Raw genomic sequence first — 18445 nt, 5'->3', positions numbered from 1 at the left:
TTGATGGGATTGGGGTTATTTGGCGTCGTGCAGCTTTTGCTTGAGCTGGAAGCCCAGCAGCGGCCAGAGCTTGTTGACTGCATTCTGGCGAGCGATCTTGCGGCCGATCTCAGCGTCGAAGTTCTCCGGGCTGGCGCAGGCGCTCTCGCCGGTGACGGTGAAACCGTTCTTCAGCACCAGCACGCAGAAGGTCAGCAGCGCCAGGGGCTGGCCCGGATGGCCGTCATTGGGGTAGACGCCGGTGGCACCTGCCACACCCTGGCCGGCGGTAAAGTAGTGCTCGCTGGCGATGGCGGATTCGACGTCAGCCGGCGTGATGCGCGGCGCGGTCAGCCCTTTGGCCTGGATTTGCTGCTCGATGGTGGTTTCGGTCATGGTTTCCCTTTCAGGCGTTGTGTTTGGCCAGCACCTCGCGGGTGGCCTCGGTCAACTCGCGCCGGACGTTGAAGTCGCCCAGCACCTCGGTGCGCGGTTTCGGCTTGCTGCTCTCCGGCCCCAGCTCTACATAGTCGTTTCGCCGCAGGAACTCGCGGTGCTGGGCGCGGCCCTCGATCATCGGCGCGGTGCCGGTTTTGCTGTCGATGGCCATGGCCTGATAGGCCGGCTGGTCGGGCTGGATGAATGGCGCGGTGATCTGGCGTTCCATCACCAGCCCGCAGCACTCCGGCAGGTTGTCGTTCATCTCGGCGACGCGCCGGTAGATGTCGAGGGTGTGCTGGCAGTGCTGGCACTTCATGACGTAGATGGGCATTACTCGTCGCTCCCGTTGGGTTCTGCGCTGTCTGCGCGCTCGGCTGCGGCGGCGGCGCTGATCTGGGCCGTCTGCAGCGTGGTCTGGGCGGTAATCTCGGCCACCTCCACGCGCGCGGCATTGTTGAGATTGGCCAGGATGATCTGCAGATTCTGGTCGGCCTCGGCGCGCTGCTGCTCCAGCACCATCCGCATCTGCTCCATCCTCTCGTCGAACTGCTGCTGCATCATCTCGCGCTGAGCCTCCAGCGCGTTCTGGTGCGCGTTCTGCTGCGCCTGGGCGGCCTGGGCGGACGTGTCGACCTGGGCCTGCAGCTGGGCCTTGAACTGCTCCAGATCCTTCAGCGCCGCCAGCTTTGCCTGTTCGACCTGGATGGAAACTTGGCCGCGCATCTGCTCCAGCTGCATTTCGACCTGGCCCTTGGCCTGCACCTCCTGCAGCCGGCCCTGCACTTTGATCATCTCCGGATCGGGCTTCGGCGGCTGCGGCTGGCTGGCCAGCTGCTGCAGTCTGTCCAACGTGGCCTGGAATGCGCCCTCCAGGCTGCGGCCGACCTTGAACGAGCGCACGGCGAACATCAGCAGCTCGCCCAGCAGCGGCGCGATGGTCGGGTTCTGCTCGGCCGCCGGCACAGCCGCCTGCAGGAACTTGCTGCAGCTGTCCAGGAACGCCATGCGCTGCTGTTGCTCCTGCTGCTCGTCGTCGCCGATGGTGCTGTCCGTCTCGATGTCGATGCGGAACGTTCGCGCCGCGTTGTTCTTGAGCAGCGCATCGACCTCCTCGATGCTGGGGTCGGCCATCGCCTTCAGCAGTTTCGGCGACAGCTGAGGGGCTGGCGCTGGTGCCGGCTGCGGCGGTTGGCCAGGCTGCTGCGGTGCTTGGGGGTGGCCTTGAGGCATGGCCGGCTGCTGTTGCATCTGCTGGAGCTGCAATTTCTGCGCCTGCGGCAGCAACTCCACGCCGCTGATCGTTAGCAGGGTGGCCATGCCGAAATGGGCTGCCATCACCTCGCCCATCAGCGCCAGCAGGTCGCGGGCGAACCGGGCGGCCTCGTCCTGCATGTCGCGCAGCCGGATGCTGGCGAACGCCCCTTTGGCGCGGGTGGCCGTGGCCGTCTCGCTTGGGTCGTTGGCGCCGCGCAGGATGTCGGACATGCCGGTGATCTCGTACATCTCCTGTTTGACCTTCTCGCGCGCCTCGTACAGCTGCATCAGCGCTGCGGCCACCTGTTCCAGTGGCAGGAACTGCACCGAGCCGGCTAGGCCGCCCTTTTCTGCGAACGCTGGCCAGTTCTTGACCGGCACCAGCCGGTTTTCAACCCCCTCCGACAGCATCCGCTCGACGCCCTCGGCACTGCCGTCGTACACGCCCACCAGCTTGACCGCCTTGACCAGTGCGTTGATGCGCTGGGTCAGGCCGTCCAGCTCCTCTGCCTGGTCCTGGTAGATGGCGTAGTCCGGCGTTGGGATGCAGGTATCGCCCGCCAGCGTGGCGAACAGCGGGCGAGGGCACGGCCAGAACTGGTTCAACTTCAGAGGGTCGGGCCGCTGGTCCAGCACCTTCTGCGGATGGTCCTTGCAGACCCAGATGGCTGTCCTGGTCGGCTTGTCCCAGATCTCGTAAACGATGGCTTTCTGCGGGACCGTGGCGCTGTCCGTCTGGTTGCCGTCAGGCGTGGCCGCCTTGGTCAGAGGCACGGCGTTGCCGATTTCCTCGCCGAACCGTTTCACCAGCTCGGCGCGCGTGCAGTACACCCGGCGCCAGACGGCCGTCACCTCTTCCCAGACGCGGGCGTCACCGGTGTGGCCGAAGTCCGTCCAATGCACGTAATCGGGCATCACCTCTTCGTAGTCGACCATCTCGGTGCCATCCGGCACATGCGCCAGCTGGCCGGCGGACTCGTCACCATCTGGCGCGTCGTCGGTGAGCTGGGCGCCGGCAGCTCGGACGTCGGCGTCTCCCTCTACGCTGGCATCGCGCAGGTGAGGCACGTAGCGCACCCATGCCACGCCGCGGCCGCACAGGAAGCGGTCGCGCACGGCGTTCTTGACGATGAAATGGAACCCGGTCAGCTGCTGGGTGAACGCGAGTGAGCGCTCCAACACCTCGCTGGCTACGCGGCCGGCAGGGTCGTCGTCCTTGTAGCGGCGCTCCACTTCCGGTTTCGGGCAGCGTGCGTAGACCGCTGGCAGCATCACCTGCAGGTTGCTCCACAGGACGTTGTACCGGCTGGCGGTTTTGGCCAACTCGCTTTCTCGCTCGTCCTTGTAGCGCTTGACGATGCGCTTGCCGCGCTCATGCCAGGGGCCGGCCTTGGCCTCGTAGCGGTTGATTTCCGCTATCCAGCGCGCAGCCTCCGGATCGGCCGGAATCTGGGTTTCAGTGGTCATGGGGGTTATATCCGTTTGCGTTGCGCTGGGCCGGTGTCGCCCCAGAACAGATCATCAGCGGTCATGTGCTCGAAGAATTTTGGTGCCGGCTTCTGCTGCTCGTTTTCCACTGGCTCGCGCCAGGCCACGGCCAGCATGCGCAGACCGTCAGACAAGTGGGACGTCCAGTTGTGCAGGGGGACTTCCTTGAAACAGCGATTCTCGGTGTCGTACTCGCGCTGGTATGCCTCAGCGGCGGAAATGCCGTCTGTGCAGCGGTCTGCATCCATCCAGCACCGCCGCAACAGCGCGCGCGTTGCCTGGATGCCATCCTGCAGCGATAGGGACGGCACGATGCGGACGCTGCCCCAGCCGAAATGCGCGGCCAGCTGCTCCTGCACGCTCTTGCCGCTGGCGGCGAATGTTTTGGCGGCGCCGTCATGCGGTAGCCAGAGCGTGCCGTAGCGGTAGGCGCGGCGATGCTCCAGCCCCTCGATGTCATCGCTGAATCGGAACTTGACCTCTCCGGCGATGATGTCCATTTCGCATTCACGGCCCGCGAGCTCACCAACGATGTCGGCGACGGTCTGGCCGTGCTCGCTGTAGGACTCCAGAATCCGCACCTCTCCGGCGATCACCTGGAACCACCAGATGGACGTGTCATCGCTCCAGCCGATGTCGAAAGCGCAATGCACCGGAAAGGCTGGATCATGCGCCACCTTCGTGATGCGGCCTTCTCGGCGCATCGTGGCGAACTCGCGGCCGTAGTAGGCACCGAGGACGGCAGCCTCGAACGAGCAGAAATACTCCTGCTGGTAGAACGCCTCGCCGGCATCTTCGCCGAACAGGTCCACTTGCTCACGGCGTTCGCTGGCCAGCTGCTCCTCAGTGAATACGCCAGTATCTTCGGCGGTCTGCACTTCTCCCCACCAGTCCGCGGATGCTTGGGCAGTCTGCAGCAGCTTGTAGGCGTGGTTCTTGCCGCGCGGGGTCGTGATGAACAGCGCCCAGCCACCGTTTTCGGCCAAGATCGGGCGCAAGTACGCCCACGCCGCCGGGTTTCCAAGGGCGAACTCGGAGAAAACGACGCCGGCCGGCGGCGAGCCGACCAGCGAGTTGAAATTGTCCGAGCCCACAACCTGCCAGGTGCTGCCGTTGCGGAACCGGATCATCATCTCCTGTTCGCGGGTGGTGGCGCGCAGTTCCACCGGGAATGCCTCATCGATCCGGCGCCGGCCGGTGTGGGGGTTCACCGCCTCCCAGATGGCTTTGCGAGCCTGGCTGGCCTGCGGCAGCATGTGCCAGTACGTGGCCACGCGCTGGTGGGCGGCGACGGCAGTCCAGTGCAAGCACACCTCGTCCTTGCCCCAGCGCCGATGCGCGATTTCCACCGCCCGCAGGCCGCCGCGTTCCAGATAGCCCCACATGCCTAGCTGGTAGCCGCGAGGCTTCCAGTTATTCGGCAGGCTTATCCGGGGCATAGCGGACAATCTCCACGATCAGGGGGCCGTCATCGGCGCCGGTTATCTCTTGCTTCACCATCTCGCCGTACTTCTTCGGCGCCAGCTTGCTCGCGTACCACTTGCGGGCATCCACGCGCAGCCGGCTGCGGGCTATCACGTCGTGGTTTACGCCGGTCGCGCCCGTGCCATCGATGGGGTAGGTGTCGTTCTGGCCGTCGTCGGCGATGTCCAGGATCTCGTCGGCCAGGGTGTCGGCCTGGATCTCCCTGGCGCGCGCGTATTGCTCCCGAAACTCGGTGTGCTTGTCGAGCCACCGCATCACCATGCTCATGCTGGGCATCTTCGGATCGCGGCAGATTCGGGTCAGGCTATGGCCGCAGGCAAGGCGCTCGCAGATACGCTCCACGACGGCGCGGCTGTATTTGCTCGGTCGTGCCATGGGAGTTTCCAGGGTGGGAATAGCTGCCCGGATCACCTCCTTTCGAGGCACCAGGGCGGAAATGAAAAAAGCCCAGCGGGTGCTGGGCTTATTGATCGGGCACGACAAGAGCGGCATTACGCCGCTCGTTCTTTGTCGAAGCTCCCGCATTCGAATCACTTGAACTGCTGTGACACTCGCATTCTGGGACAGATTTCTCCGGCATGCAAGCGGAGCGGTAGCGGGCCATGCGGGCGTGCTGGTAGACCTGCTGAGCGGCGCGGATCAGCAGATACCAGAAATCATCGCGGCGGATGCTGGTGCGGCCAACCAGAAACCGCGGCGAGTCGTGGTGGACAAAATACCCGCGCAGCAGCTTTTTCTCTGGCATAGCCGGGGACAGCGCCGCCCACGCCCCTTCGATGAACTGGCACAGGTCGGCGTCTACCTGGCGGGCGGGCTGCAGGACGTGCTTGCACGCGTCGCACGGGTCGGGGAACTCATAGCAGGCCGGGCAGCGATTGGGGCGCATACGCCCTTCAGCGCTGATGATCGACGTGCTGCTGCCGCCGTGGCTGGAACGCCATGACACGAACCAGCCCCAATCCTCCATTGCATCCCACAGGTGCTGTGGGAAATCTTCGCGCCGTACCTGCATATTGCCCCCTTGTTGCGTTGATGCTCAGAACTCTTCGACTGCCCAGCCGCCACCATCCCGTTTTGCTTGGACCTTCACGGCGATGAAACGGAACGGGTACTGGTCCGCAGCAATCTTGATCTTGGCGCGCGCATCGTCCTGCCAATGCCCCTTGACCTCGTGCATTTCCATCTGGCCGTTTGCCAGCATGACGGCGAAATCTGGGCTGTAGAACGTGTTGTCTGCGAGGCGCAACTTGACGCCCTCAAACCGATACCACGCGACTTCTCCAGCCTGCTTCCTTTGGGCGAGGTGATTTTCATAAGCCTCCTCGGTCTTGTTCATGGCGCCTGCTTTAAGCCGGCCCAGCGCCTGCATGCGATTTTTGGCATTCGGCCTTTGCCCGAAATTGAGTCCGTGTTGCATGGCTTACCTCAGTGAATCAGGCCCAGCGCCAGGGCGCCGAGCAGGGTGATGGCCGCGGTGGCCAGGACAGTGACGACGGCTTTGGCGTGCGGGGTCATGCGATATCCTCGTCGTGTTGCCGGGCAATCAGCTGGACAACGGCGAGTACCCACAGCGGCCAGGTGAACAGCAGGGAGGCGAGTTGCAGGGCGGTTTTCATGTGCTTTGCTCCGTGGATTCCGGCAGATAGGGGATGAGCGAATCAGGCACCGCGTGGCCGGCTTTTTTCAGTGCGGCGGCGGCATGCTGCTTGCCGATCGTGGTGCCACGGTAGACGCCACGGGCCACCTCGTCGGCGATCTTGAGCCAGTTGTCCAGACGCATCCGCCCTTCATCCGGGAACCGCATGCGCTTTGCCGCGCGCTGCACGTCGGCGAGGTGTACTTGCACGTCGGCGTGGCTCATCTTCGGCGCCGGCAGGGCGTGATCTGGGCTCACATCCGGGATATCCGCCATGCGCTCGCGGTTTGCATCCAGGGCGGCGCGCCATCGACCGGCCATAGCCTTGTAGTCGCCGCGCAGCAGATCATCGCCCATGGCTACCGCTGCCCAGAACACGGGCTGGCTCGGCCAGTCCTGCGGCTCGTGCCGGCGGCGCTTCGTCATCTCCGTTACCGCGCGGTAGAACAAAACCTCCGGGTCGCGGTTGTTGCTGGCGATTTCGCCCATGCAGGCGCGGATGAACTCGTCGCAGGTCGGCGGGTAGGTGTAGCGATGCGCCAGGCCGCGCACAATCTGGTTCGGGGTGGCGCCGGCAATGTCCAGCTCTTCGGCCCAGACCTTCTTCGCCTCTTCGATGCCGGCGTCGACGATTGTGCCGCCGACGGTAGCTTGCTGGCCGTCGCGGTATTTGTCGGCGAACTGCGCGCCAAATCGCCCCATCAGGCGCCGGAAAATCTCGTCCACCCAGCGCAGAGGGATGCTTCCGGTTGCGCCGGTGATCAGGTCATTGCTCATGGATCGTTTCCCCCTGAATCTCACGCTCTGCGGGCATATCGCGGCGCGGTGGGTTGTACATCGAGGACATGGCCGCCTGGCGGTTGCCGGTGTTGCTCTGGCTGGCCTGCATCCGCGATTGCGTGATGCGCTCGCGGTCGGCATTGATCTGGTGCTGATCCAGCAGCCATTTCCCGAATTGCTTCTGCCAGGCGGTTTCGTCAGCGCGGAGCGTTGTCGCGGCCTGGTGGTGGAGGATGAACCGCTCCTTCTCGGCGTCCGGGTCGATACCAAGCTCGCCGGCTTTCAGGCGCATCGTGCGATTGGGGGTGAAGTCGTCAGGGACGGGGATGCCGTCGCGGTTGTTCGTGCGTGCGGTATCACCCACCGAACGAAGAGAGGTGGGTTTATCTGTATCTGTTTCTGTATCTGGTGGCGTTGCGGTAACGTTACCGGGCTGTTGCTTCTGTTTCCGCTTCTTTTCCCGATGCCGTGCAACCCGCTCTGCGCTTGAATCAGAGACGAATTGCCGCTTTTTCCAGTTGGCAATGTTCCAGCCTTCATCGATGAAACCCTTTGCCAGAAAAACAGCCTTGGTTGCGGCCAAGTCATCGATGCTGATACGGAGCTGAAACGCAATTTCTTCGTCTTGTAACGTTACAAGGTCGTTGCTGCAACGCAGGCAAAACAGCATCACCAAACGGCGCTGCATTGCCTCCGGCAGGATCTGAACCTTCGGATCGGATGCGAATTCCGCGTATAGGCGAAACCATCTATTTCCGGCCATGTGACCCCCTTGTAACGTTACGTGGATGTTCCATGGAAGCCTTGGAAATAAAGGGTTTTGACGGGTTGAAATCTGCTATGTCGTTCTGCATAATCACTCCATCACCTGAGAAGAACCCCCGCGAGGCCCGGCCAGGCCGTCGACCGGGGGTTTTGTTTTTTGCAGCCCTATTCCTCGACGGCGCTCTCGAGCCTGTCGAGTTCGGCAACGCGAGGGTGAAGGACGCCGTAGGCGCTTCTTAGGGTGTGAAGCCCCAGGTATTGCTGGGTCGATATGCCATGCGCAGCAGCGCGGCCGGCGAGGTCCGCCGCTTCCGGAGCGGGGATGTCGATGTCCATCGTCACGTCTACGGGTTTCTGCTCTTGGCTCATGCTGCAATCCTTTTCGTCCCGTTGTTGGACGGAGTGTGCTCGATCAGCATCTCCGGAATACTTCCCACCATGCCCAGCAGAGCCAGATCCAAGATCCTGGCAACCGCCGCCGACTCGGTATCGATGCCGTGGAGCTCCATATAGCGCTGCATGGCGTCGTAGGTGCGGTCGGTCAGGCTGGACTTGACGTGGTTCTTTCGATCAGCTCGTTTCCTTGACATGGTTTCGCTCCTGGGTTGATGTGACTGCCTGCGTAATTGCGTTCATCAAATCCTCCTTTTCAGGGTAAAAGCGGGACAAACCGTCCCGAAATGGGCACTTCTTGCTATGCCATACTGCACTTACAGGTAAACAGCTTTGTCATAGTTGAGACTTTAGGGACAGCAACTGACGCAGCGGAATACGGGTCACTCGATGCACCCGTTCCAGTTTGCTTTTTGGAATGCCGCGAGCACCTGATTCCCACAGCGACACGCTCGCCTGGTCGGAACCAAATCGGTCAGCGGCTTCTTTCTGGGTCAGGCGCTGTTGTTCGCGCCAGTTTCGTAGCTTGTTCATGAGCGGAGTTTATTGCGTTACGCAATCAAAATCAAGAAAGGAAGGCGCTGAAAATGATTGCAAATCATCAGCATCGTATGATGCTATGCAACGCTAGAATTTTTGATATGAAAACGTGGCAAGAGCGTGCGCGCGAGGTGATGCGCGATAAGAAGCTGACTCAGCGAGCCGTGGCGGATCGGATGCACCGATCGCAAAGCACTTTTGCGTGCTGGCTTAATGGGCGAAATGTGCCGAACCTGGAAGATATCGATGCCCTCGCTGGTGCGCTGGGTGTTGATGCGGCGTGGCTGGCCTATGGTATCGAGGTTCGGGCCAATCCTGTTGTCGGTAGGATCATGGATGCGATTCATGAATTGCCGGCTGGCGAAACTCAGAAGCTGGCGGATGTTTTGGAAGCGCTGAAGGGCGCCGTGAAGCAGTAGCTTCACGCGCCCGTAGTTACCATATCTTGCGCTTCACCTCCCGGACGTAATCGCCCAGCGCCTGCAGTACCGAATCAAGATTTCCCCCTCGCTCGATCCTGATACAGCCTTCCTCGTCTACTGCGAAAAATATGAAGCCGGCACCACCTGGCGGCGGCAGTGTCTTGCTGTCTTCCGTGCCTATTGAGTTGGCGGTTGCTCCATTACCTATTCCAGAATCCATAGGTCTGAAGTGGTGGCAGTTCCCCGTGTGAATGCACGGTTTTCCGCCCATCGTTCCCGTTGTATTGCCATCCATGCGAACCCCTTTTTGTTGTTCGTTCTCGGTGATCTTGGCCTTTTGGGCTTGGATCGCCTGACATAGGACAGCCTACGGCGGATTATGCGGGAGGGGTATCAGTACAGATTTCCATCTGTACTCTTTTGCTACATTTTTGTAGCAAGAATCGAGGTTGCGAGGCGAATCATCGCGTCTACGTCCCCGGTCTCTAGGCCAGTTGCAAGGGCAAAGAGATGGTGGCAGCGGTCAATGTGCTCATGGTCGATGGGGTCGCCGTGCAGGAGGTGCGCGGGCGTGACATTTAGGTATGCAGCAAGCTTGCTTATCTGTTCGTGGTCAGGCATTTGGTATTTGCACCAGCGACCTACGGTAAACCGGCTCACGTTCATGAAGATGGCGACGGATGGAGATTTGACACCGCGGGCGCGCATAGCTGCCCGCAGCCGGTCGTGAAAATTTTCTGACACGTGCGGATAGTACGCATTTATACGTATTCTTTACAATAGCAGCCGCACCGCTCACTTTTGTTGCAAATTCCATTTGGTTTTTTTGGTTTGAATGCAACATTGCACGTTAAGTCAGTTGACTATTTCAGTCTGGAATCTTTCGTTGAAGGATTAACGACCATAGTCGACCTATGGCATCTGGTCCCATTTCCAGAAGTCGATCTGCCAAGTCCTCCATGGAGGTGGCGGCCACGAAGGTGTTTTCAGGCGCTGGCGTTGGGCGCTTCGGCTCTTTGCCCGTTTCAATCCATTGGGCCCTAACGTTCAGCGACTTCGCAATGGCCAGTAGGTGGGTGGTGCCGCGGCTTCGTCCTCGTTCGAGGTCTGAGATTACGCCGCGGCTGACGCCGGCCCGGCGCGCCAGTTTCTCCTGCGACAGGTGTAATGCGATCCGTTCTGCCCTGATTCTTGTGCCTGGTCCGTTCATCCGGGCATTCTGGGCTAGAGAGTTTCAGCAAAGGCTGCACAGCTGGATGGTAATGCTGCAAGTTGACGCGGGGCGCGGCATCGCGCCCCGCGGGGCGGCTTACTGGCAGATGATGGATGGGGTCGTGAATGTACCTGTCTGAGGGGTGCAGGTGATTTGTGTTGGCGCTGGTGGCGCTGGCATTTCCGGCGCCGTCATGGGGGCTGTGGGGACTATCTGCGGCCGCGTCAGCATCTGCGGCATTTGTCTCATGGCCGCGTTGAATAGCATCGCGTTCTGGGTCCGCATCTGCATTTCCATGTTCATGGCGTTTTGGATGCACTCCTGCGTGCCTGGGTTGTTTGCGTGGTCGTGTATTTGCCCATCCAGTAGGGCGGTCGTGATCTGATCGAGGCTTGCTGCTGCCCGGGCTCTGGCAGCGAGCAGCTCTGCCAATTCGGGGTCGCAGCCTTTTATGGCGGCGTCCCGCACTTCTTTAAGTCTCTCCTGTGGTGTAGCGCACCCGCATAGCGCGCCCAGGCAGAGGATGGCCAGCATTGTTGCTTTCATCTCTCTAGCTCCAGTGTTTGGAGCTTTCATTTTATGTATTCCGCATCGGCCCTAGAAGGCGCTCACGGGTGCCGCTATTGCGGTACGTGCAACACTCGGAAAATTTATTGCGTTTCGCAATTGACATTGTTGATTGCGTATCGCAATAATTCGCTCACACCACCGGCAAACACCGCCGGAGCGATCTTGAACAAACCGCAGTAGCAGACGGCACACCGCCCACCGTGACCACCTGGCAGCAACCAGGGGCGAAGAGGGCGGATAGCGCCGGCACATGATCGGATGCAACCAGCGGCGCCAGGCGGGGATGGAAACCTGCAGGGCGAGCGGGAAGCGGCAAGGCCGCAAGATGCAGATGAAGGGAGTGGAGTCGGGTGGTGTAGAAGGCCGCTTCTCACGAGGCGGCACACTGAAGCGGAGGCCCTGCACCGAATCGCTGATACACCGGGCCGCCGTGTGCGGCCCATCCCTGAGCATCTTGCCCGCAGGGTGCTCAGGGATGCACCCGCATCCTTCTCCTCGTACTACCCCGTTTGCCCGGCCCCGCGCCGGGCTTCTTTTTTCCTGGGAGGCCGCATGTCCCCATTGCTGCAAACCATCAACCGCATCGAGCGGCGCCGCGCGGTAGTGGCGGCCGCCAAATCCATCGCGGTCTGCGTCGGCATCGTCGTACTGCTGGCCGCCGTCAACCTGATTGGGAGCTGAACACCATGAGAGCAAACACCATGCCGTGCGCTGCTGTCGGCAGCCTGTGGCAACACCTGATGATTCAGGACCGCGCTGAGCGTCAGGCCGATCATCTGAAGGAAAAGGCGGGCGAGTTTCAAGTCGCGTACACCAACGGCGGGATCGATTGGGAGGACGTCGCCGGCAGCACCGAGGCCACGCTGGCGATGAATGCCCAGCTGCTGGACCTCGTCCACAAGATGCCGGACTGCCCGGCGCGCCGGCTGACGGTGGAAATGCTGGAGGCGGCCCGCGCCGACTACGTGGCACGCAAGCTGCGGGAATATGTGGCAGCGCAGAGGAAGGTGGCGTGATGGAACACACATTCAAGATCCTCGTCCTGCACGAGGGCTACTACTCCGACAGCGGTGCGGAAATCACCGACGAGAATGGTTTCGTCATCATCGACGCGCGCCAGACGGCCATCCTCCTCGGCTACGCCGACAAGCTGGGCATCGATTGCCCGTCCGACGATGAGCGCGCGCGCCTGGAGTTCACCAAGGAGCAGCAGGCCGCCAACGCCCGCCGCATCGTGGCCTGCGTGAATGCGTGCGCCGGACTGTCCGACGCCGTGGTATCGCATGGGCTGGTGCCTGCCAGCCGGCATTCAACGGTGGCGCACCAGCGCGACCAGCTGCTGGCGGCATTGCGGAAGGTCTTGGAGTTGTCGAATGAAGCGGGGGCTGATCTGCATTGCCTGCTTGAGGGTGATACCAAAAAAGCCCGTCTGGATGCCCGGGATGCAGAAATTCATCTGCTGGCGCTGAATGATGTCGCCAAGGCCGCCATTGCTGCAGTGGAGTCCGGCCATGGCTGAACCCTACCGCGTGCGCGCCAGCAGCTGGGCGTCGTTGTTCGACTGCGCCCACCGCTGGGAGGGCACGCACATCCTCGGCATGCGGATGCCCAGCAGCCCGCGCGCCCAGCTGGGAACCGCGATCCATGCGGCCACGGCGGCATTTGACGAGGCCGTGCTCGCCGGCCAGGCCATCCGGCCCGTCGACGTGGCGCCGGTGCTGGTGGACGAGTTGGCCTCGCCCGACCGGGAGGTCGACTGGTCCGCCGACGAGCTGACCCGGCGCGACGCCGAGCGGATCGGCCTGCAGCTGGTGACGCGCTACTGCCTGGAGATCGCGCCGCGCTACCACTATGTCGCCGTCGAGCTGGAGGTGGTGCCCTGGCTGATCGACTGCGGCGGCGGCATCGTCATCGAGATTCGCGGCACGCTGGACCGGAGCCGGGCGCGAGCTGACGGGACCGGCGGCGTGGGCATCTGCGACCTGAAAAGCGGCGTCAACGCCGTCAGCCAGGGGCGAGCCAAAACGAAAGGGCACGCCCCGCAAATCGGCACTTACGAGTTGCTGTACGAGCGCACCACCGGCCAGGCGGTGACGCTGCCGGCCGACATCATCGGCCTGAAAACCAGCGGCGCGCCGGAGGTGGCCGTCGGCCAGATCGTCGGCGCCCGCGAGCAGCTGATTGGCTCGGACGACTCGCCCGGCCTGATGGACTACGCGGCGGACATGTTCCGCAGCGGCCTGTTTCCCCCCAACCCCACCAGCCACCGGTGCAGCGCCAAATACTGCGCGCGGTGGCGCGTGTGCAAATTCAAGGATGACCAACCATGACCGGAGCAGCAACCAATCTCGCCGAGCTGAAGCGCGTTTCGAAGATGCCGGCGGCACAGGCCGGTATCGGCAGTGTGAAAACCTTCTTCGAAAGCCAGAAGGCCACGCTGGTCGCCGTGTTGCCCAAGCACGTCAACGCCGACCGCATGCTGAAAATCGCCCTGGGCGCGCTGCGTACCACGCCCAAGCTGATGAATGCCACCGTGGAGAGCCTGATGGGCGCCGTGGTGCAGTGTTCGCAGCTGGGACTGGAGCCGAACACGCCGCTGGGCCATGCCTACCTGATCCCGTTCGACAAAAACAAGAAGGTGGACGGGCAGTGGGTGGTGGAGAAAACCGAGGTGCAGATCGTCTTCGGCTACAAGGGCCTGATCGATCTGGCGCGCCGCTCCGGCCAGATCATCAGCATTTCCGCGCACGAGGTCTGCCAGAACGACTTCTTCGAGTACAGCTATGGCCTTGACGAAAAGCTGGTGCACCGGCCGGCGATGAGCAACCGCGGCGAGGTGATCGCTTTCTACGCGGTCGCCAAGCTGGTCGGCGGCGGCCACGCCTTCGAGGTGATGAGCCGTGAGCAGATCGAGGAGATCCGCAACGCTTCGCAGGGCTGGCAGTCGGCCAAGCGCCGGAACAAGGAAGGTGACAGCGTGTGGGGCCAGCACTTTGTCCAGATGGGCCGCAAGACGGTGCTGCGCCGGCTGTTCAACTACCTGCCGGTATCTATCGAGCTGGCCACCGCTGCGGCGCTGGATGGCCGCGCCAGCGATGGCGCAAGCCAGGGCCTGGATAACGTGCTGCAGGGCGAGTTCAGTGTGGTGGACGACGATGCTCCGCAGATCGGCCAGGACGATGCCGGCCGCGAGGATGGGCAGCAGGCCGCCCTGGGCGCGCCGGCCGACGTCGATACCGACACCGGCGAGGTGCTGACGCAGCAGCAGTTCCGGCGCCAGCGCCAGGCGGATCCGGTTTATCAGGCAGCCGAGGCCGAGGAGTCGCAGCAGCGCGCGGAGGCGCAGCCGATGTTCGGCCTGCAGGATGCGTTGGCCGCCGTGCGCGCCGGCAACCTGGACGACGCCCGCGACATGGCTCGCAGTCTGTCCGAGAAGGACCAGCAGATCATCGAGCAGACCATCGCCAACGAGCAGCAGCCCGCGGCGCGCCAGCGGCGCCAGCGCGATCTGGAGTAGGGCATGGGCCGCGTCATCGCTACGCGGCCGGCCAGCTCGATCTACACGCCCGACCGGCTGAAGGAACTGCTATCGGATGCGGAAACCAATGCCAGCAGCGATTGGGACCGCAATTTCATCGACTCCATGCAAGAGCGCCTGCGCCTGTACGGCATGGGCATGCATATCAGCGCTCTCCAGCGCCACCACCTCGAACGCATCGCCGCCAATTTTTGAAAGGACCAACCAATGAACGCACCCCGCGATTTTCGCGCCATGACCGCCGACAGCATCGGCAAAGACCTGTTGGGCGCGCTGCTCCAGGAAATCAAGCTGATGCCGGACGTGTGGCAGAAGCTGCCGCAGCAGAAGCAGGACGATGTGATCGACCGCATTCGAGCCCGCGTGGAAACCAACATCCGCATGGCGGTGCATGTCCTGGCCAGCGAGGGCCGGACCACGGTGGTCGGCGAACTGGATCAGGTGGTCCGCAAGGACGGCATCAAGGCTGTGTTCAAGATCAACAGCAACGCCGAAGGCCGGCATGAGCTGTTCGACAGCGAGCGCAAGGCGTGCCTGATCATCATCGCAGACGCTGGCGAGAACCTGGCCGGCATGGACGACATCCACGGCGAGACCGACCAGCGCGCGCTGGACCTGGGCCACGAGTACCACAACAACGACGGCGGCGGCATGGACGACGTCCAGGACGGCAACGTGGTCGATGCCGAGTTCGAGGAGGTGAAGCAGTTGCCGGCGCCGGGAGACGCCACGCCGACGGAGGCGGAACTCGATGCGGCGTTCGACGCCGGGTATGACGCCGCCGAGGCGGGCGAGCCGGAGAGTGCGTGCCCGGTGATGGCCGGCGCGCTGTGCATCGAGTGGGTGAAGGGCTGGAAGGCCGCCAAGGAAGACGCCGCTGGCGCTGAGCTGTTCACCGACAAGCAGCCCGAGCCGGAGCCCGAGCTGGAACGAAAGATCACGCAGCCAGCTGTCCGCTACCGCCACCCCACGAACGAAAACCAGACCTGGACCGGCCGCGGCCGCAAGCCGGCCTGGGTGCAGGCGTGGCTGGATGCCGGCGGCACGCTGGAAGAGCTGGCCGTCGACGACGAGCCAGAAGCCGCATAACCCATCACCCATCACCAGGGCGCCGCACGCGCCCGTCGGAGAGCATCGTGAGCAACCACATCACCACCATGCGCTATGCGATGGAAATCGCCACGCTGGCCCAGGCTGTGGCCGAGCGGGACGGCCAGATCGAGCAGATGCGCATCCTGATCGAAATGAAGGACCAGCAACTGGATACGGTTCTGAAAAGTGCCAAGGATTTGGCCGATCAGAACACCGCGCTGGTCGCGCGCGAGAATCGCCGCGCTGAACGCATGAGCGCCGACCGCGCCAAAGAAAGGAGCAAGGCAGCATGAAAATCTCATCCATCACCATCAAGAATTTCCAGGGGCTGCGTAATGCGGCCCTTTCCTTTTCCAGCCGCATCGCGCTGATCGCCGGCGACAACGGCGCCGGCAAAAGCTCGCTGCGCGACGCCATTGCCATGGCGCTGACCGGCGTGGCCACCCGCGTGGAGCGCAAGAAGGATTTCGGCCAGTTGGTGAGCGAGGGGGCCAAGAACAGCGGCGTGCGGGTCGACTTTGACGACGGCCGCCATGCCGCGGTGTCGCTGCCAGACGGTAAAACCGCCGGCATCGCGATCGACAACGACACGGCCCAGGACACGCTGCCCTACGTGCTGGCCCCGGAGATGTTCGCGGCCGCGCCGACGGATTCCCGCCGCGCGCTGCTGTACGCGCTGACCGGTTGCAACGCCAACGCCGCCGAAGTGGAAAAGCGGCTGAAGAAGCGCGGCGCCGAGCAGCGCCACATCGACGCCATCATGCCGCTGGTGCTGTCCGGTTTCCCGGCGGCGCTGAAGGACGCCCAGGCCCGCGCCACCGAGGCCCGCGGCGCGTGGCGCGCGCTGACCGGCGAAACCTACGGCGACAAGAAGGCTGAGGGATGGCAGCAGGACGCCCAGGCGGTGCAGGACGGCGATATTCAGCAGGCCCAGCAGGACGCCCAGGCGGTGCAGGACGAGATTGCCCAATGCCAGCAGCGGCTGGGCGAACTGCGCGCCCGCCGGCAGCAGCAGGACGACCGCCAGCGCCAGCTGACCGGGCTGACCGCAGCCGCGGCACCGCTAGAGCGCATCCAGACTCGCTTGAAGGTGGATCTGGTGGAGCTGGCGCGCGTCCGCGACGAGGTGGAGGCTATCACCGCCGGCCCGGCGCCGCGCGTTGGGCTGGTCCACGACCTGGCGCGCGCGCTGAATCTGTCTCTGACGATGGCGATCCCGCTGGGGCAGATGAACCCGGAGCAGCGCCAGCACCTGAAAACGGCCAATGCCGCGCTGGACCAGTACGCCGCCGAGCATGGCAGCCTGGCAGACGACGGCGTGCCGCCGAGCGCCGAAGATATGGCGCGCCTGCCGCAGCTCCAGCACTCGCTGGACATGATGAGCCGCGCCGTCGCCAACGATGAGCGTGACCTGAAGATCGCCGCGGACGCCGCCGCCCAACTGCAGGCGCTGCATGGTGCCGAGCAATTGGCGCCGGTGACGGACGCAGAGGTCGCGGCCCTGGTCGAACGCATCACCACGCTGCAGGCCAGCCACCGCCAGTTGGCCGACACCCTGGCCACCCTGCAGGAGCAGAACCGCGTCGCGGCTGACGCTGTCCAGCGCACCCGGCAGGCCGCCCAGCACCACGCCGACGTGCAGGCCTGGACGCTGATCGCCGACGCCATGGCGCCGGATGGCATCCCGGGCGAGATCCTGGCCGACGCGCTGCGCCCGGTGAATGACCGGTTGTTCGAGCTGGCGCGCTTGGCCGGCTGGGCGCGGCCGCTCATCGCCAACGACATGTCAATCAGCGCCGACAGCCGCGCCTATGGACTGCTGTCCGAGTCCGAGAAATGGCGCGTCGACTGCATCATCGCGCTGGCGCTGTCGATCATGAGCGGCCTGCGGCTGGTGCTGCTGGACCGGTTCGATGTGCTGTCTATCGCCGGCCGCGGCGAATTGTTGGATCTGCTGGAGGCGCTGGACGACGAACTCGACACCGCCCTCGTGTTCGGCACCCTGAAGTCGCCGCCGGCAGGCGATGAGGTTATCCAGTCCGTCTGGATCAAGGGCGGCGAGGTGGTCGTCTCCGAAACCATCCCGCAAGCGGCGTAATCCACCACCCAAAAACCAAGGAAAACCCCATGAAACCCATCCTTTTCTACGACACCGAAACCACCGGCCTGCCGAACTGGAGCGCACCATCTGACGACCCGTCGCAGCCGCACATCACCCAGCTGGCCGCCGAACTGGTGGACGAGGACACCGGCGACGTGCTGGACAGCATGGACATGCTGATCCAGCCGGATGGCTGGACGATACCCGACGACGTGGCGGCGCTGACCGGCATTACCACCGAGCGGGCCGCAGAATTCGGCGTGCCGCTGGCGCAGGCGATGGATTCGTTCCTGGCCCTGTGGGCGCAGGTGGAGCGGCGCATCGGGCATAACGAGCCGTTCGACGCTCGCATGATCCGAATCGAGCTGATGCGGCTGTATGGTGACGAGCGCGCCGACGAATGGAAAGCCGGCGCGGCGTTCTGCACCTGCTCGAACAGCACCAAACTGGTCAACCTGCCGCCGACCGAGAAGATGCTGGCCGCCAAGCGCACCGGGCCGAAGCCGCCGAATTTGGCGGAGGCCTACAAGTTCTTCACTGGCCAGGATCTGCTCGGCGCGCACAACGCCATGGTGGACGTGGCCGGCTGCCGCGAGGTGTATTTCGGCATCCTGCGGCACCGGGAGGCAGCGTGATCTACCAGACCTACGGCGAGGACTACCACGTCACGCCGCGGCCTGAGCCGCTGCCGGCGGCGGCCGGCCAGGCCGATGAGCCGCGCTACCCCGACGACGGGGTGGAGAGCGAT

At 63.5% G+C, this 18445-nt stretch carries 25 protein-coding genes; 11 read left to right on the top strand and 14 right to left on the bottom strand.

Annotated features, from left to right (window positions below):
- Nucleotides 1-15: 15 nt before the first annotated feature.
- The 12 genes from MY55_RS21340 to MY55_RS22955 all read right to left on the bottom strand — a co-directional run bounded on the left by MY55_RS21340 (nt 16) and on the right by MY55_RS22955 (nt 8755).
- Nucleotides 16-375, bottom strand: coding sequence for a Gp49 family protein (locus MY55_RS21340; protein ID WP_065202999.1), 360 nt, complete (start codon nt 373-375; stop codon nt 16-18).
- A gap of 10 nt (nt 376-385) precedes the next feature.
- On the bottom strand, nt 386-751 hold the full coding sequence (locus MY55_RS21335; RefSeq protein ID WP_208856073.1) for an FmdB family zinc ribbon protein: 366 nt from the start codon (nt 749-751) through the stop codon (nt 386-388).
- Nucleotides 751-3141, bottom strand: a complete 2391-nt coding sequence (locus MY55_RS21330) for a hypothetical protein (protein ID WP_065202998.1) — start codon at nt 3139-3141, stop codon at nt 751-753. Before MY55_RS21330 ends, MY55_RS21335 begins: the two co-directional genes overlap by 1 nt.
- A gap of 5 nt (nt 3142-3146) precedes the next feature.
- Nucleotides 3147-4547: a hypothetical protein gene (locus MY55_RS21325; protein ID WP_208856072.1), complete on the bottom strand. Its 1401-nt coding sequence runs from the start codon at nt 4545-4547 to the stop codon at nt 3147-3149.
- A 28-nt stretch (nt 4548-4575) separates the two neighbouring features.
- Nucleotides 4576-5022 carry a terminase small subunit-like protein gene (locus MY55_RS21320; protein WP_065202996.1) on the bottom strand — a complete coding sequence of 149 codons (447 nt, stop codon included), beginning with the start codon at nt 5020-5022 and terminating at the stop codon, nt 4576-4578.
- 88 nt (nt 5023-5110) lie between these two features.
- The gene (locus tag MY55_RS21315) at nt 5111-5659 is read right to left on the bottom strand and encodes a hypothetical protein (protein ID WP_065202995.1); all 549 of its coding nucleotides are present in this window, start codon (nt 5657-5659) and stop codon (nt 5111-5113) included.
- A gap of 24 nt (nt 5660-5683) precedes the next feature.
- Complete coding sequence (locus MY55_RS21310; protein ID WP_047236932.1) at nt 5684-6064, bottom strand: PDDEXK family nuclease; 381 nt, start codon at nt 6062-6064, stop codon at nt 5684-5686.
- A gap of 195 nt (nt 6065-6259) precedes the next feature.
- A complete protein-coding gene (locus MY55_RS21305; RefSeq protein ID WP_065202994.1) occupies nt 6260-7060 on the bottom strand; it encodes a hypothetical protein in 801 nt (266 codons plus the stop codon).
- Nucleotides 7050-7826 (bottom strand): hypothetical protein, encoded by a 777-nt coding sequence (locus MY55_RS21300; RefSeq protein ID WP_065202993.1) that lies wholly within the window; start codon nt 7824-7826, stop codon nt 7050-7052. The genes MY55_RS21305 and MY55_RS21300 overlap by 11 nt, the downstream gene beginning before the upstream one ends.
- A gap of 167 nt (nt 7827-7993) precedes the next feature.
- Nucleotides 7994-8197 carry a hypothetical protein gene (locus tag MY55_RS21295; protein WP_065202992.1) on the bottom strand — a complete coding sequence of 68 codons (204 nt, stop codon included), beginning with the start codon at nt 8195-8197 and terminating at the stop codon, nt 7994-7996.
- The gene (locus MY55_RS21290; RefSeq protein ID WP_208856071.1) at nt 8194-8418 is read right to left on the bottom strand and encodes a hypothetical protein; all 225 of its coding nucleotides are present in this window, start codon (nt 8416-8418) and stop codon (nt 8194-8196) included. Before MY55_RS21290 ends, MY55_RS21295 begins: the two co-directional genes overlap by 4 nt.
- A gap of 139 nt (nt 8419-8557) precedes the next feature.
- Complete coding sequence (locus MY55_RS22955) at nt 8558-8755, bottom strand: helix-turn-helix domain-containing protein (RefSeq protein ID WP_081284778.1); 198 nt, start codon at nt 8753-8755, stop codon at nt 8558-8560.
- Nucleotides 8756-8808: 53 nt separating this feature from the next.
- On the opposite strand from MY55_RS22955, the gene MY55_RS21285 reads away from it, so the two are divergent.
- Nucleotides 8809-9180, top strand: a complete 372-nt coding sequence (locus MY55_RS21285; RefSeq protein WP_081284777.1) for a helix-turn-helix domain-containing protein — start codon at nt 8809-8811, stop codon at nt 9178-9180.
- An 871-nt stretch (nt 9181-10051) separates the two neighbouring features.
- On the opposite strand, the gene MY55_RS24685 is transcribed toward MY55_RS21285, so the two are convergent.
- Nucleotides 10052-10393, bottom strand: a complete 342-nt coding sequence (locus MY55_RS24685) for a helix-turn-helix domain-containing protein (RefSeq protein ID WP_081284776.1) — start codon at nt 10391-10393, stop codon at nt 10052-10054.
- Between the two features lie 99 nt (nt 10394-10492).
- Nucleotides 10493-10942, bottom strand: a complete 450-nt coding sequence (locus MY55_RS21275) for a hypothetical protein (RefSeq protein ID WP_157889407.1) — start codon at nt 10940-10942, stop codon at nt 10493-10495.
- Nucleotides 10943-11518: 576 nt separating this feature from the next.
- Here MY55_RS21275 and MY55_RS24500 point away from each other — a divergent pair.
- From MY55_RS24500 to MY55_RS21230, 10 genes are read left to right on the top strand one after another with little or no spacing between them, the layout of a single operon-like run.
- Nucleotides 11519-11647 (top strand): hypothetical protein, encoded by a 129-nt coding sequence (locus MY55_RS24500; RefSeq protein WP_279625470.1) that lies wholly within the window; start codon nt 11519-11521, stop codon nt 11645-11647.
- Between the two features lie 5 nt (nt 11648-11652).
- On the top strand, nt 11653-11982 hold the full coding sequence (locus tag MY55_RS21270) for a hypothetical protein (RefSeq protein ID WP_157889406.1): 330 nt from the start codon (nt 11653-11655) through the stop codon (nt 11980-11982).
- On the top strand, nt 11982-12485 hold the full coding sequence (locus tag MY55_RS21265; protein ID WP_065202987.1) for a hypothetical protein: 504 nt from the start codon (nt 11982-11984) through the stop codon (nt 12483-12485). Before MY55_RS21270 ends, MY55_RS21265 begins: the two co-directional genes overlap by 1 nt.
- Complete coding sequence (locus MY55_RS21260) at nt 12478-13296, top strand: RecB family exonuclease (protein ID WP_065202986.1); 819 nt, start codon at nt 12478-12480, stop codon at nt 13294-13296. The genes MY55_RS21265 and MY55_RS21260 overlap by 8 nt, the downstream gene beginning before the upstream one ends.
- On the top strand, nt 13293-14483 hold the full coding sequence (gene recT / locus MY55_RS21255) for a recombination protein RecT (protein ID WP_081284775.1): 1191 nt from the start codon (nt 13293-13295) through the stop codon (nt 14481-14483). The genes MY55_RS21260 and recT overlap by 4 nt, the downstream gene beginning before the upstream one ends.
- A gap of 3 nt (nt 14484-14486) precedes the next feature.
- Nucleotides 14487-14699: a hypothetical protein gene (locus tag MY55_RS21250; protein WP_065202985.1), complete on the top strand. Its 213-nt coding sequence runs from the start codon at nt 14487-14489 to the stop codon at nt 14697-14699.
- 12 nt (nt 14700-14711) lie between these two features.
- Entirely contained in the window at nt 14712-15593 is an 882-nt protein-coding gene (locus MY55_RS21245) for an H-NS histone family protein (protein ID WP_047236921.1), read from the top strand.
- A 47-nt stretch (nt 15594-15640) separates the two neighbouring features.
- A complete protein-coding gene (locus MY55_RS21240) occupies nt 15641-15889 on the top strand; it encodes a hypothetical protein (RefSeq protein ID WP_065202984.1) in 249 nt (82 codons plus the stop codon).
- Nucleotides 15886-17694: an AAA family ATPase gene (locus MY55_RS21235; protein WP_065202983.1), complete on the top strand. Its 1809-nt coding sequence runs from the start codon at nt 15886-15888 to the stop codon at nt 17692-17694. The genes MY55_RS21240 and MY55_RS21235 overlap by 4 nt, the downstream gene beginning before the upstream one ends.
- A gap of 29 nt (nt 17695-17723) precedes the next feature.
- Nucleotides 17724-18332 (top strand): 3'-5' exonuclease, encoded by a 609-nt coding sequence (locus MY55_RS21230; RefSeq protein WP_065202982.1) that lies wholly within the window; start codon nt 17724-17726, stop codon nt 18330-18332.
- Nucleotides 18333-18445 lie beyond the last annotated feature (113 nt).

Origin of the sequence: Chromobacterium subtsugae, from assembly GCF_001676875.1 — a bacterium.
In the GTDB taxonomy this organism is placed as follows: domain Bacteria; phylum Pseudomonadota; class Gammaproteobacteria; order Burkholderiales; family Chromobacteriaceae; genus Chromobacterium; species Chromobacterium subtsugae.
The sequence above is the reverse complement of the archived record's forward strand: the minus strand, read 5'-3'. Positions and strand labels throughout refer to the sequence as shown.